This window comes from Burkholderia sp. BCC0097, assembly GCF_902832985.1.
Lineage (GTDB): Bacteria > Pseudomonadota > Gammaproteobacteria > Burkholderiales > Burkholderiaceae > Burkholderia > Burkholderia orbicola.
In genome coordinates this window covers 108,088-122,452 of sequence record NZ_CADFDM010000004.1, presented here as the reverse complement: position 1 = coordinate 122,452, position 14,365 = coordinate 108,088, and the positions used below count along the sequence as shown (strand labels likewise).

General features: G+C 68.9%; 10 protein-coding genes. 2 read left to right on the top strand and 8 right to left on the bottom strand.

Annotated elements, in window-relative coordinates; translation table 11 throughout:
* Positions 1 to 25 precede the first annotated feature (25 nt).
* Positions 26 to 1,009, bottom strand: coding sequence for a LysR family transcriptional regulator (locus HWX07_RS14345; protein WP_175876656.1), 984 nt, complete (start codon positions 1,007 to 1,009; stop codon positions 26 to 28).
* 137 nt (positions 1,010 to 1,146) lie between these two features.
* Positions 1,147 to 2,184, bottom strand: a complete 1,038-nt coding sequence (locus HWX07_RS14340; protein ID WP_175876655.1) for an NAD(P)H-quinone oxidoreductase — start codon at positions 2,182 to 2,184, stop codon at positions 1,147 to 1,149.
* 194 nt (positions 2,185 to 2,378) lie between these two features.
* Between HWX07_RS14340 and HWX07_RS14335 the strand changes: the two genes are divergently transcribed.
* Positions 2,379 to 3,251 carry a LysR family transcriptional regulator gene (locus tag HWX07_RS14335; protein ID WP_027813897.1) on the top strand — a complete coding sequence of 291 codons (873 nt, stop codon included), beginning with the start codon at positions 2,379 to 2,381 and terminating at the stop codon, positions 3,249 to 3,251.
* A gap of 24 nt (positions 3,252 to 3,275) precedes the next feature.
* On the opposite strand, the gene HWX07_RS14330 is transcribed toward HWX07_RS14335, so the two are convergent.
* Positions 3,276 to 6,041, bottom strand: a complete 2,766-nt coding sequence (locus HWX07_RS14330) for a LuxR C-terminal-related transcriptional regulator (RefSeq protein ID WP_175876654.1) — start codon at positions 6,039 to 6,041, stop codon at positions 3,276 to 3,278.
* A 295-nt stretch (positions 6,042 to 6,336) separates the two neighbouring features.
* Complete coding sequence (locus tag HWX07_RS14325; RefSeq protein ID WP_175876653.1) at positions 6,337 to 8,004, bottom strand: fatty acid--CoA ligase; 1,668 nt, start codon at positions 8,002 to 8,004, stop codon at positions 6,337 to 6,339.
* 360 nt (positions 8,005 to 8,364) lie between these two features.
* Between HWX07_RS14325 and hchA the strand changes: the two genes are divergently transcribed.
* Positions 8,365 to 9,246, top strand: a complete 882-nt coding sequence (gene hchA / locus HWX07_RS14320; RefSeq protein ID WP_175876652.1) for a glyoxalase III HchA — start codon at positions 8,365 to 8,367, stop codon at positions 9,244 to 9,246.
* Positions 9,247 to 9,308: 62 nt separating this feature from the next.
* Here the strand turns inward: hchA and HWX07_RS14315 are convergent, their stop codons facing one another.
* The 4 genes from HWX07_RS14315 to HWX07_RS14300 form a co-directional block, all read right to left on the bottom strand.
* A complete protein-coding gene (locus HWX07_RS14315; protein ID WP_175876651.1) occupies positions 9,309 to 10,598 on the bottom strand; it encodes an acyl-CoA dehydrogenase family protein in 1,290 nt (429 codons plus the stop codon).
* Positions 10,599 to 10,771: 173 nt separating this feature from the next.
* Positions 10,772 to 11,449 (bottom strand): TetR/AcrR family transcriptional regulator, encoded by a 678-nt coding sequence (locus tag HWX07_RS14310; protein ID WP_244129983.1) that lies wholly within the window; start codon positions 11,447 to 11,449, stop codon positions 10,772 to 10,774.
* A 167-nt stretch (positions 11,450 to 11,616) separates the two neighbouring features.
* Positions 11,617 to 13,101: an FAD-dependent oxidoreductase gene (locus HWX07_RS14305; RefSeq protein WP_175876649.1), complete on the bottom strand. Its 1,485-nt coding sequence runs from the start codon at positions 13,099 to 13,101 to the stop codon at positions 11,617 to 11,619.
* A gap of 11 nt (positions 13,102 to 13,112) precedes the next feature.
* Positions 13,113 to 14,354, bottom strand: coding sequence for a thiolase family protein (locus tag HWX07_RS14300; RefSeq protein ID WP_175876648.1), 1,242 nt, complete (start codon positions 14,352 to 14,354; stop codon positions 13,113 to 13,115).
* Positions 14,355 to 14,365: the final 11 nt, after the last annotated feature.

Sequence of the window (14,365 nt, the reverse complement as noted above, 5' to 3'; positions counted from 1 at the left end):
ACGGGTACGACGGATGGGCCGGCCGTCAGGCCGTGACACCGGCCGCCGCACGGGCACCCTCGCGGCCGCACGGCGCCACGAGCGCGTCGAGCGCGCGGGCGTCGGCTTTCAGCGCGGGCGACAACCCCAAGCGCAGATGCTCGACGAAGGTACGGACCTTCGCGTCCAGGAAGCGACGCGACGCATACATCGCGTACACGTCGAGCATCGTCAACCGGTAGTCCGGCAGCACGCGCACGAGCCGCCCGCTGCGCAGGTCGTCGATCGCCGAATAGATCGCCAGCGAGCCGATGCCCAGCCCCGCGCGCAGCGCGATCGACAGCGCCTCCGGCGCATTCGCGTGGAACGGCGCGGCCGTGACCGCATGCGACGCGGTCTGGCCGCCGGGGCCGTGCAGCAGCCATTCGTCGTTCGCTTCGGCCGGCGTATCGAGGCGCAGGCAGGTATGGCGTGCCAGGTCGGCGGGCGCGGACGGCACGCCGTGGCGAGCCAGGTAGGCCGGCGACGCGACCAGCACGCTGAACGACGTGCCGCATGAATGCGCGATGCAGGCGGAATCAGGCAGGCTCGCGGCCGTGACGACCGATACGTCGTAGCCTTCCTCGACGAGATTGGGCATCCGTTGCGAATAGGTCATCTCGATGGCGACTTCGGGAAAGCGCGCCCGATAGGCGACGGCCAACGCGGTCACATGGCTCTGCCCGAGGCCCGGCATCGTATGCACGCGCAAGCGTCCGTACGGGCGGACCAGCGCGTTCCGGGCCTCGGCATTCGCCTGGTCGACATCGCCGAGGATCGATTGCAGGCGCTCGAAATAGCGGCGCCCGCTGTCGGTCAGCGCGATTTTCCGGGTGGTCCGGTTCAACAGACGAATCTGCGCATACGCCTCCAGGCTCGCGACGGCCCGCGACACCTGCGCGGTCGCGACATCGGTCTGCTTCGCCACGGCGGAGAAGCTGCCGGCCTGCACGACGCGAACGAACGTCCGCATGTTCTCGAGCATGTCCATTTCGACTCATCGTCCAGTGCGGTGCTGCATCCACGCGACGCGCCGGCGGGGCGCGGCGACGCATTCGGTGCCCCGATTGTCGGGCCATCCCCGCCGCGGCTTCAGCCCCCCGACCGGGGGGCTGAAGCGTCTGCCGATCATGTGGAATGCTTGGCGTTTGCGTCGATGGCAGCCCGAAGCGCATGATCCGCGGCCGGCGTCACCAGCACGATCTTGCCGATATGTCGTCCCGAATCCATCAGCTCGTGCGCCGCGCGCGCGTCGCGCAAATCGAACAGCCGATAGACCTGCGGCTTGACCGTGCCTTGCCGGATCAGCGGCCACACGGCCTCCTCGAGCTCGCGAATGATCTGCGCCTTCTCCGCGTAAGTGCGCGAGCGCAGCGTCGAGCCGATGTGCGTGAGCCGCTTCGTCAGCATCGGAAACAGATCGAGCTCCTTCGCGGGGCCATTGATCACGCCGATCTGCACGATGCGCCCGTTCATCGCGGCCGCCGCGAAATTGCGCGCGACGTAGTCGCCCGCGATGATGTCGACGATCACGTCGACACCCTTGCCGCCCGTGAAGCGCGCGACCGCCTCGACGAAATCCTCGCTGCGATAGTCGATCGCGAGATCCGCGCCGAGCCGCATGCTCGCGTCGCGCTGCGCGTCCGACCCGACGGTGGTGATGATCGTCGCCGCGCCGAACGCCTTCGCGAGCATCGTCGCCGTCGTGCCGATGCCCGATGCGCCGCCGTGGATCAGCACGCTTTCCCCGGCCGCAAACCGGCCGCGCTGGAACAGGTTCAGCCAGACCGTCATGAAGGTCTCCGGCAGCGCCGCCGCTTCGGCCATCCCGAGGCCGTCGGGAATCGCGAGCGTGTTGCTCTCGTTCGCCACCGCGTATTCCGCATAGCCGCCGCCGGGAATCAGCGCGCAGACGCGATCGCCGACGACGAACCGCGCGACGTCGCGCCCGATCGCGATGACCTCACCGGCGATCTCGAGGCCGGGAATGTCGGACGCGCCGGGCGGCGGATCGTACAGCCCCTTGCGCTGGAATACGTCCGGGCCGTTGACGCCGGCCGCGTGAATCCGGATCAGCACGTCGCCGGGGCCCGGCACCGGTACGGCGCGGGTCGCCGGCACGAGCACGTCGGGGCCGCCGGGCCGCACGATTTCGATCCCGGTCATGTGGGTGGGCAGGGGGGGCGCGTCATCAATCACGATATGATCCTCAACGTTCGTCGATGCGCGGCCGATTCGCGGGCCATCCCCGAATCGCGGCATCGCCATGTAGGTGAAGCCAGTCTATGGGCGATGCCGCGCGCGGGCACGCAGCGAATTACCGGTCGGGGAATGCAAAAATGCATCAGTCGGGACACACGATGAACTGGGACGACGCGCGCGTCTTTCTCGCGATCCATCGCGAGCGCACGCTGCGCCGCGCGGCGCAGACGCTCGGCGTCGATCAGGCGACGGTCGGGCGGCGGCTCGCGACGCTCGAGCACATGCTCGGCGCGACGCTGTTCCTGCGTTCGTCGAAAGGCTACCTGCCCACGCCGGTCGGCGAACTGGCGCTGCGCGCCGCCGAGGCGATGGAGCAGCACGCACACGAGCTGGTGCGGCTGACGCAGGGGGTCGACCGGCGGCTCGCCGGGGAGGTGAAGATCACGACGACCGACGCGCTCGCGATCGAGTTCGTGATGCCGTCGATCGCGCGGCTGCACGCGAAACATCCCGACGTCTCCGTCGCGCTGAACACGTCGACCCACATCCTGAATCTCGCGAAACGCGAAGCCGATATCGCCATCCGCACCGTGCGGCCCGAGAACCCCGATCTGGTCGCGCGCCGGCTGGCGTGCTGGGACATGGGCCTGTTCGCGTCGCCCGACTATCTGCACCGGCACGGCGAGCCCGAGCGCGGCCGCGCGTTCGCGGGCCACGACCTCGCCGTCTACCAGCCGTACATCGACGCCAGCCGCAAGCCGACCCTCGCCGGCGAACCGATCGACGGCGGCCGCATCGTCACACGGACGAACTCGAACCTGATGCTGCGTGCGGCGCTGCGTGCGGGCCTCGGCGTCGGCGAGATTCCGGTTCACATGGGCGAGCGCGACGGGCTCGCGCGGATCTGGCCGGACCGCATGCGGGCGTCGCCGTACGAGGTCTGGCTCGTCACGCACCGCGACCTGCGCCACACCGCGCGCATCCGTGCGGCGATCGACGAGATCGTGGCTGCGTTCGCCGCGCACCGCTGACGCGGGCGACAGCGCGTCAGCCGGTCATTCGTCATCGCGCCGCACGCGTGACGGATCGAGCGCCAGCCCGCTGCGCACCGCCTGGATGCGCGACGTCACGTTGAGCTTCTCGAAGATGTTCTTCAGGTGCCACTTGATCGTCTCCGGCGCGACGCGCAGCGCGCGGGCGATTTCCTTGTTCGACAGGCCACGCGCGACGTAGTCGAGGATCTCGAGCTCCCGCGCGCTGAGGTTGCCGGTCGCACCCGGCCGCGTGGCCGGTGCCCCGCCCGACGCCCGCTGCGCGTCGAACGCACGGGCCAGGTCGCGCAGATACCACGCGCCGACTGCCGGAAAGCGGTCGGCACGCTTCTGCATGCGCGCCAGCAAGCGCTCGGCCGCCGCGCCTTCGTCGACGAAGGTGCGGACGAGTCCGTTGCCCTGACCGAATTCGAGTGCACGCGCGAACGCCGCGAGCGCCGCGCTTTCGTCGCCCGCGTGGTCGAGCGCGATCGCATGCAACACGGCGGCCTGCGCCGCGAACCAGTCGAACCCGCGCGCGGCCAGCACCGCGTGCACGGTCGCCATGCGCTGCGCGGCTTCGTTCGCGCGTGCATCGGCGAGCAGCAGCCTTGCCTGCGCGGATTGCGCCATCTGCCACGTCTCGACGTGGCTCGACGCTTCGTCCGGCGGCACGGGCGACACCAGCGACGCCAGCGCGCGCCCCACACGGTGGGCTTGCGTCGGCTGGCCGGCGTCCAGATGCAGCCGGATACCGGTCGCCATGCACGCGACGCGCAGCCGCAGCCATTGCCGGCTGCACGCGATGCGATCGGCTTCGTCGAGCATGTCGTGCGCCCGCGCGTCGTTCCCCGACCGGAATTGCAGCAATGCGGCGGTCTGCATGAACCTCAGCAACGGCCCGAGCGAACAGGCCTGCATCGCGATGTCGAAGCGGTCGGCCTGCGCGTCGCGCACCTTCGCCCAGTCGTTCCATTCGTAGTAGATCGCCGACAGATAGCCGGCCGACAGCGCCGTCGCTGCCGACAGGCGACCCGCCGAGCGTTCGGCGGCGCGCAACGCCGTCTCGAACGTCTTCGACGCGTCGTGCAGCCGCCCGGCGACGAACTCGGCCAGGCCCGACATGTTCTGGCGGTACACGTTCGCGTACAGCGGCTCGTGCCCCGACGCCGCGTGTTCCGCGCGCGCGCCGAGATCCCGCACGTCGCCGAGGCGGCCCGCGTAGCCGAGCCCGAAGATCAGCGTCGTCTGCCCGATCTGCTCGACCCACGAACCGGCCGGCGGGGCGGCCGCCAGCACACGCTCGCCGAGCTGCAGCGATTCGATGCTGCGATCCAACAGCCCTGCGATCAGCGAGCGCACGGCCAGCAGTTCCGTCGCCGTAACCGTGTCAGTATCGAGCCGCCCGGCCGCGATGTCGGCTTCCAGCGCTTCCAGCGCACGGCGCGCATCGACGATCTGCATCGACAGCGCGAGCGCCCACGTATGCGCGATCCGCAACCGCAGGCGGCCCGTCAGCGCCTGCGCGGGCAGGCGCGACACCCAGTCGAGCACGGTACGCACGTCGCTCGACGCGATGAGCTTCATCGCGCACGCCTCGACCCAGCCGGCGGCCGCATCGAAGTCGCCGGCCGCGAGCGCATGCCTGACGGCGTCCGGCCATTGCCGCTCGGCCGCATACCACGCGCTCGCGCGGCGATGCAGCGTGGCCACCGCGCCGGGCTCGCGCAGCGCCAGCTCCTCCCGCAGGTATTGCAGGAACAGCGCGTGATAGCGGTAGCGCCGGCGGTCGCCGTCGATCGACCGGATGAAGAGGTTGTGCGCGCTCAGCCATTCGAGGCAGTCGAGCGCGTCGTCGCGGCCGGTCAGCGCATCGCACAGCGCCGGCGTCATCCGGTCGAGCACCGCCGTATGCAGCAGGAAGTGGCGGATCGCGTCCGGCACCTGCGTCATCACGTTCTCGTTCAGGTACGCGGCGATGCCGGCACGCGCGTGGCTGACCTGCTCGGCCACGCGCGCCGCGTCGCTGTCGTCGTGCAGCGCCAGGGCCGCCAGTTGCAGGCCCGACACCCAGCCTTCGGTCGCCGCGCGCAGGCGCCCGACGTTGTCCGCATTGAGCGGCTTGCCGGCCACCCGCTCGAAGAACGCGCGCGTCTCCGCGTCGTCGAAACGCAGGTCGTTCTCGTCCACCCGCACGAGTTCGTCGCGCGATTCGAAATAGCTGAGCGGCAACGCGGGCGCCGAGCGGCACGACAGCACGACATGCAGGTTCGACGGCGCGTAGCGCAGCAGATCGAACATCGCGTCGTGGATGACCGGCGACGCGAGGCGATCGAAGTCGTCGAGCATCAGGAACAGCTCGACGCCCGCGCTGTCCAGTTCGTTGAGCAGTTCGTCGAATACGGTCTTCAGCGGAATCAGCGCGCGATCGCGCAACAACTGCTGCGCGCGGGCGCCGACACCGCCGGTCGTGTCGACGATCGCGGCGACCACGTAGGACGCGAAGATCGACGCGTTGTCGTCGTCCTGGTCGAGACTCACCCACGCGACTTTCACGCCCGACGCCACCAGCGCATGGCGCCACTCGGCCAGCAGCGTGGTCTTGCCGTAACCGGCCGGCGCGCTCACGAGCGTCAGCCGGCGGTCGAGGCCGCGCCTGAGCCGCCCGAGCCGCGCGATGCGCGTCACGATTCCGCGGGTCGACGCCGGCGCCAGCTTGGTGCGCACCAGCACTTCGATCGCATCGGTGTCCGGCGGGCGAGCCGGTTGTCTGCTGTCCGTCGGCGCCATGCTGTTCCTGTTCTCCTCGCGGTGATCGCGTGTCCGCCGGCACGGCAAGCGAAGCCGCCGACCGGGCCGGTCTCGCCGTGCACCGAAAACAGCATAACGATTCGACGCCGGCCGTCAAAGGTAGGTGATGTCCGTACCGGCGTGGGTGCGCAATGCGCGTATCGGCCGCGACACGGGACCCGCATTGTTCTCGAACCGGCGCGCGATGTTCAGCCCCCCATTCGGGGGGTTACCCCGGGCGGGAAAGTCGCCTCGTCCTGACCGCCGGCGTCTTCGACGGCCGGGCGCGCGCCGCTCAGTCGGGCTGGTAGCGCTCGCGCAACGCGCGCTTGTTGATCTTCCCGACGCTCGTCTTCTCGATCGCGTCGACGATCAGCAGCCGCTCCGGCACCGCATAGCGCGAGATCAGCCCGCGGTCGGCCACCTGCTTCACATGCGCTTTCAATTCCTCCGGCTCGACGCGACCGACCTGCTCGTCGGTCAGCACGACCAGCGCGAGCGGACGCTCGCCCCAGCGCGCATCCTTCACGCCGATCACCGCCGATTCGCGCACGGCCGGATGACGCGACAGGATGTCCTCCAGTTCGAGCGACGAAACCCATTCCCCGCCCGTCTTGATCACGTCCTTGATGCGGTCGGTGATCTGCAGCCGGCCGTCGGGATCGATCACGCCGATGTCGTTCGTATGCAGATAGCCGCCGGCCCACAGCGCGGCCGACGCCGGCGCATCGCCCAGATAGCCTTGCGTCGCCCACGGCGTCCGCACGACGACCTCGCCCGCCGAGCGGCCGTCGTGCGGCACGTCGCGAAACTGCGCGTCGACGATGCGCAGGTCGACGAGCGGCAGCGGCAGCCCCGCCTTCGTCCGGCGCGCGATGTCGTCGTCGGCCGATGCGCCGCCGGCCGCGCGCGGCGGGTCGATCTGCGCGATCGTCATCAGCGGGCAGGTTTCCGACATCCCGTACCCGGTGTAGACCTCGATCCCGCGCGCGAGCGCCGCCCGCGCCAGCCCGTCGGACAGCGGCGAGCCGCCGACGATCACCTTCCACGCCGACAGGTCGGCCGCCGCCGACGCCGGGCTGTCGAGAATCATCGCGAGCAGCGTCGGCACGCAATGCGAGAACGTCACCGCTTCGCGCGCGATCAGCGCGACCAATCCGTCCGGCGAATAACGGCCCGGATAGACCTGCTTGAGCCCGAGCGCGGTCGCGATGTACGGCATTCCCCAGGCGTGCACATGGAACATCGGCGTGATCGGCATGTAGACGTCGTCGCGATGCACGCGACCGCGATCGCGCGCGCTCGACAACGCCGCCATGCCCGCGAGCGTATGCAGCACGAGCTGCCGATGGGTGAACGCCACCGCCTTCGGCAGGCCGGTGGTGCCGGTCGTGTAGAACGTCGTCGCGCGGGTCTGCTCGTCGAAATCGGGGAACGCGAAATCGGGCGAACCGGCCGCGACGAGCGCCTCGTATTCGTCGGTGAAACCGTCCGGCAACCCGGTTTCGTCGCCGTCGGCGATCAGCACGACGTGCCGCACCGTGTCGAGCCGGTCGCGCATGCCCGCCCACAACGGCAGGAAGTCGCGGTGCACCAGCACGACGCGCGCGCCCGAATGGTCGAGCGTATACAGCAACTGGTCAGGCGACAGCCGGACATTGGCCGTCATCAGCACCGCGCCCATCATCGGAATCGCGTGGTAGCACTCCAGGTAGCGATGGCTGTCCCAGTCCAGCACGGCGACGACGTCGCCCGCGCCGACACCGATCGACGACAGTCCGCTCGCGAGTTGCCCGATGCGATGCCGGAACGTCCAGTAATCATGCCGAACCCGGTCGCCGTACACGATCTCCTGCTCGGGCCGCGTGGCCAGCGGCGCATGAAGCAACTGCTTGATCAGCAGCGGATACGCATGGCCGGACGGTGCCGGTTCGTCTTGCGGGTACGGGTATGACGAATGCATGAAAGTCTCCATGGGCGACCGGTCGGGTCGTCGAGCGTGCGGCCACGATACCGGACCGGCCGGCTTTCGCGTCCCCCCTGTCCGGGGGGAGCGAGCCCCCGTCGAAAGCGGCGGCGAGCCGTCCGGACGCGTATCACGGCGATGCATACGGGATACCCACCCGTTCGGGGAGGCGTTCGCCGCGGAACGGCGTTGTAGGATTCATCGCAGCACGTATCGTCCCTGCGAGATACCCGTCCGCACGACCGGGACATGACCGGAACGCCAGGTCGCCGCCGCGGAATCGCCGCGACGACTCACGCAGGCGCCCACCGGCCACGCCCGCCCCATCCGAACCCATCCCCCGAGCAAGGAGCAGCCATGACTTCCGACACGACGCAGACGGACCGCACGCCCGCCGCCGACCCGGCGGAGAACAACGCGTATTTCCCGTCGCCGTATTCGCTGTCGCAGTACACGTCGTCGAAGACCGACTTCGACGGCGCCGATTACCCGAATCCGTACACCGGCGGCAAGTGGAAGGTCCTGATGATCGCGACCGACGAGCGCTACATCCTGATGACGAACGGCAAGATGTTCTCGACCGGCAACCATCCGGTCGAGATGCTGCTGCCGATGCACCACATGGACAAGGCCGGCTTCGAGATCGACATCGCGACGCTGTCGGGCAATCCGGCCAAGCTCGAACTCTGGGCGATGCCTAGCGATGACGAGGCCGTGCAGAGCACCTACCGCAAGTACCTGCCGAAGCTGAAGAAGCCGCTCAAGCTGTCCGACGTGCTCGACCAGCATCCCGGCGCCGATTCGCCGTATATCGCGGTGTTCATTCCCGGCGGCCACGGCGTGCTTGCCGGCATTCCGCACAGCAAGGACGTCAAGCGCACGCTGCGCTGGGCGCTCGACCAGGACCGGCACATCATCACGCTGTGTCACGGGCCCGCATGCCTGCTGTCGGCCGCCGTCGACGAAGATCCCGAGGACTACCCGTTCAAGGACTACGAGCTCTGCGTGTTTCCGGATGCGCTCGACACGGGGCCGAACCTCGACATCGGCTACATGCCGGGCCCGCTGCCGTGGCTCGTCGCGCAGAGCCTCGAAAAGCTCGGCGCGCGCGTGCTGAACAAGGACATGACCGGGCGCTGCCATCAGGACCGCAAACTGATCACGGGCGACAGCCCGCTCGCGTCGAACGGCATCGGCAAGCTCGCGGCCGCCGCGCTGCTGAAGGAAGTCGGGCACTGACGGTCGGTCCGCGCCCCTGCGATGTTCTGCCGGGGCGTGGCCGCGGCGCGGCACGGCACCACTTACTCCCGCGTCCAGCCGTTCTCGTAAAGCTTGCCGGCCAGCACACCGAGGCGCGACGCCAGAATGTAGTTCTCACCGTCCTCGATGAGCGCCGAGCGCACGTCGCGGAACAGCTTCTCGATCGGGAATTCGCGCGTGGTGCCGTTGCCGCCGAACAGCTGGAACGCCTCGTGCGTGATCTTCATCGCTTCCTCGGTCACGCTCACCTTCGCCTGCGCGGTCGCATACGGATGGCTTTGCGGCGACATCCGCGAGAACGCGAGACTGCGGCGTGCGATCGCGCGCGCCATCTCGAGCCGGCGCAGCATCTCCCCGATACGCAGGTGGGTCATCTGATGATCCATCAGCAGCGCGCCGCCCTGCTTGCGCTCGTGGCAATACGCGAGCGCCAGTTCGAACGCGGCCCGCGCCGCGCCGACGAACACCTGGCACATGTGCGTGCCCGCGTACGACCACGTCGACGCGAGGTTGCCGAGATAGTCGTCCTTCAGCGCGACCGCGAAGCGCTTCGGCACCTTCACGTTGTCGAAATAGATCTCGCCCTGCGGCAGCGAGCGCTGGCCGATCTTGTCGAGCGGCTTGCCGCGCGACACGCCAGGCAGATCGAGCGGCAGGATCATCGCGATGCCGTTCGTGAACGCGCTGCGCTCGCCTTCGCCGTAGAAGCCGTCGCCGTAATCGGCCGCCATGTACGCGAGCGCGACCTGCGCGACCGAGCCGTTCGAGATCCATGCCGAGCTTTGCCCGTTGATCACGATCTCGTCGGCGCCGACCTTCGCCGTTACGTTGCCGACCGGCTGCCGGCCGTTCCCGGCGAGTTCCTGCCGATACAGGATCGCCGCGTCCGAGCCGCGGTCAGGCTGCGTGTTCATCCAGCAGCCGACCTTGCCCGCGCACATCTCGACCAGTTCGGCGTTGCCGACCGTGTGCGCCATCATCAGCGGCATCGTGGCCGCGCCGATCGACACGGCGAGGCCCGAATCGCCCCAGCCGAGTTCCTCGCCGATCAGCGACTCGATGCGCACGGCCGTCTCCGGCGGAAACTGCGCGATCAGTTGCGGATCGAGCCCGAGCTTCGCGCTCTCGACGATCGCGGCCCAGTATGGCGAGCCGGGGGCGATCACGTCCTCCGCCGTCATCCGGTCGAGCTCGCGGCCGATCGGCCGCAGCACGTCGCGCGCAAAACGATGAACCGTGTGCTGGATTGCGCTTTCCTCTTCGCTCAGCGGCGTCTCGAAGCCTGTCATGCCGACCACGGGCAGCGCCGCGGACTTGTTCAGACGAATCATCTCCGTTCTCCTCCTGGACTCGAATCATGTCGGCCCGGCAGCGGACGCGCCCGGCCATCCCACATCTAGTAACACATACCAAACATAGGTCATCATGACAAACACAGGAAGCAAAAAAAAGACAGGGTATTCCCCTGTCTCCGTTCGCGTGGCCGCTGCGGCGGATCGCGCCGTTATTTACTCGCGGGCGCCGCCAGCGTGCCGTAGGCGATCGCGCGCGACGTCGCCGCGAAATACGCGTCGAGCGCCTGCGTGTGCCGCCCGATGGTGCCGTACTGCATCGCGAGGCCATCGGCCAGCGCGATCAGCATCGTGGCCGCATGGCGGCCGTCGGCCGCGCTGAATGTTGGCGTGAGCGCGCGCACCAACTGCGTGAGATCGCGCGTGAGCGCCGAATACCATTCTTCGCACAGCTTCAGGCATTCGGGGTCGGTGGCCGCGAACGACAGGAAATGCCGGAACAACGCGTTGTACTTCGCATCCTTCGCATCGGCGATCGAGCGCACGATGATCTCTTCGAACACGTCGCGCGGCGACGCATCGCTGCTCATCGCGCGCTTCATGTCGTCGAGATACGCTTCGATCACCGGCTCGATGACGGCCCGCAACACGGCGATGCGCGTCGGGAAGTAGTACTGCAGATTGCTGACGCTGATGCCCGCGGCCGCCGCAACCGCGCGCTGCGAGAACTCCAGCGGCCCGCCTTCCAGCAGCAGCTTGCGTGCGACACGAATGATCGTGTTGCGCGTGCGCAGGCCTTGCGCCCGCAAGCCGTCGGTGTTGCTCGCTGCGGCGGTGGCAGTCGAAGTGCGCCGCTTTCGGGTGCTGCGCTGCTCGTTGGACACTGTCATCGTGTTCGTCGTGAAGATGGCGTTTCGGCTTCGTCGAATGGACGCTCCGTGCCTTACGGAGCGCCAACGACTATACCCGATGCGCGCTGCATTTTCCATCGAGCCGCCCCTGCGTCGAGCGGCCCGGCCGAATCCACGTTTGCGTGTCGCGACGATCGCAAGCGCCGCTACACCGGCCGCACCTTGCGGTTCACGCGTTCGTCGAGCAGGTTCGCGACGCCGAGCATCGCGGTCATCGCACACCAGCGCAGCGGCTCGGGCGGCACCGACGGCGTCTTGTGCGTCAACGCGTCGAGCAGCGGCGATCGTCCATCGTGAATGCGCTCGGCCATCACGCGCCCGATCAGCGATTGCGTGCCGACGCCATGCCCCGAACACCCGGCCGTATAGAACACGTTGCCATGCGCGCCGGCCGCGCCGACCACCGGCAACGCGTCTCCCGCGAATGAGATGTATCCGCTCCAGCACGCGCGCACCGGCACGTTGCCGAGTTGCGGAAAGCGCGTGTGCAGCGCCTTCAGCAGTGCGCGATACGCGTCGTCGTCCGGCACGTTCGGCGTCTGCGAGCCGTACACGTAATGCAGCCGCTTGGTCGTCAGCAGCAGCGTGTTGCGCGCGGTCAGGCGATGGCTCTCCATCGTCAGGTGCGACGTGACGATGCCCTCGCGATTCGGCCAGCCGAGTGCCGCGAGCTGCGCATCGGACAGCGGCTCGGTTTCGAGCGCCGACACGCGCAGCGGCATCACCTTGTCGCCGAGCAGGCCGAGTTGCGGCGTGTACGCGTTGGTTGCGAGCACCAGCACCGGCGCGCTCGCGCTGCCGCGGGCGGTGCGCACGCGCACCGTCTCGCCCGCGTCGAAGTCGAGCAGCGCAGTGTTCTCGTAGAGTTTCACACCGGCCGCGAGCGCCGCTCGCCGCAAGCCCGTGACGTACTTGCCGGGATCGAGCGTGCCGCCGCCCGGCACGTATGCGCCGAACAGGAAGGCCGGCGGAATGCCGCGTTCGCGCATCGCCGCGCCGTCGAGAAACTGCGCGGGCGAGCCGAGTTCGATGCCGGTGGCCATGCTTTCGCGCAGGCGCTTCTCCTGCGACGGATGCACACCCGCGCGAATGATGCCCGACGCGCGGTAGTCGCAGTCGATCGCGTATTCGACGAGCTTGCGCTCGACGTACGCGACGCCTTCGTCGTAGAAGCCGACGATCCGCCTGGCCTGCTCGTGGCCGACCCGCTTGAGAAACAGCTCGTATTCGAGGCCCTGGCCGCCGGCGAGATAGCCTGCATTGCGCCCGCTCGCGCCGAAGCCCGCGAACTCGCGTTCGAGCACGACGACGCTCGCGCCGCGCGCCGCCAGTTCCAGCGCCGTGGACAGGCCGGCGAAGCCCGCGCCGACGACAATCGCGTCCGCCTGCACGTCGCCTTCGAGTTCGGGTTGCGCACGCTCGGGCGGCTCAATCCAGCCGCCGACGGGGCGATACTTCCGCAACGCGGCATCGGCGCGCATTTCCTCGCCCCAGCGCGCGAGCGGCCCGGCCGCCGCGGCGCCCGCCGCCTGCATCGCCGCCGCCGCGCCGACCCCGCCCGATGCCGATCGCGTCGCCTGCGCCACCTGTGCTCCCTGCCCGAGCGCCATTGCGCCGTGTGCATCGCCCATGTCCGCCTCCGTCAGTCCCTGCTGAGAATGTGAATCGCCAGCGCGGCCTCTTCGACGCCCTGCAAGCCGCCGCCGTTCTCCTGGATCGCATGACGCGCGCCGTCCACCTGCCGCGCACCCGCTTCGCCGCGCAACTGCGTGACCAGCTCGTACAACTGCCCGATGCCGGTCGCGCCGAGCGGATGGCCCTTCGATTCGAGGCCGCCCGACGTGTTGATCGGGATGCGCCCGCCGAGCGTGAACTCGCCGCGCTCGGCGGCCGGACCGCCTTCGCCGAGCGGCACGAAGCCGAGGTTCTCGGCCTGGATGATTTCACCCATCGCCGACGCATCGTGCACTTCGGCCACGTCCATGTCCGCCGGCCCCACGCCGGCCTGCTCGTAGGCCTGCAACGCGGCGAGCCGGCCGATGTGCTTGTGCGGCTCGTCGATGCGCCGCCGCGTGAAGCTGCGGATCACGCTCGCGGCGATCCGGATGCAGCGGCTGCGATCGGCGCCGATGCGCTCCAGCCCATCCTCCGTGCACAGGATCGCGGCCGCCGCCCCGTCCGACAGCGGCGCGCACATCGGCAGCGTGATCGGGTACGTGATCGGCGCGGCCGCCAGCACCTCGTCGATCGTGAACGGCTGGCGGAACTGCGAATACGGGTTGTGCACCGAATGCCCGTGGTTCTTCGCCGACACGGCGGCGATCTGCCGCTGCGTCGTGCCGTACGTGTGCATGTGGTGCCGGCACATCGCCGCGTAGATCTTCATGAAGCGGCTGTACGGGCGCTCGGACTCCGAACCGGGCGGCGGCTCGATCCCTTCGCCGAGCCGCGCGAGCGTCGCGAAATTCTCGTCGACACGCGACACGTCCCAGCCGGCGTCGAACAGCGCGAACGATTTCGCCTTGTCCGCGACATTCATCTTTTCCGCGCCGAGCGCGAGCGCGACGTCGCACGCGCCCGACTGCAGTTCGCGCACGGCGAGGTGCACGGCCGTACTGCCGGACGCGCACGCGTTCTCGACGTTGAACACCGGAATGCCTTCGAGGCCGATCTTGCTGAACACGACCTGGCCGGGGATCGACAACTGCCCCTGCAGCGGGCCATTGGTGATGCCCGCATAGAACGCGGCGCGGATCGCATCGGCGTGGCAACCGGCGTCCCGCAATGCGCGTTGCAGCGCCTCTCTCGCCAGATCGTCGAGGCTACGGTCGAGATGCCGGCCGAACACGGTCATCGCGATACCGGCGATGTAGATGTTGCTCATCGTATGGAATC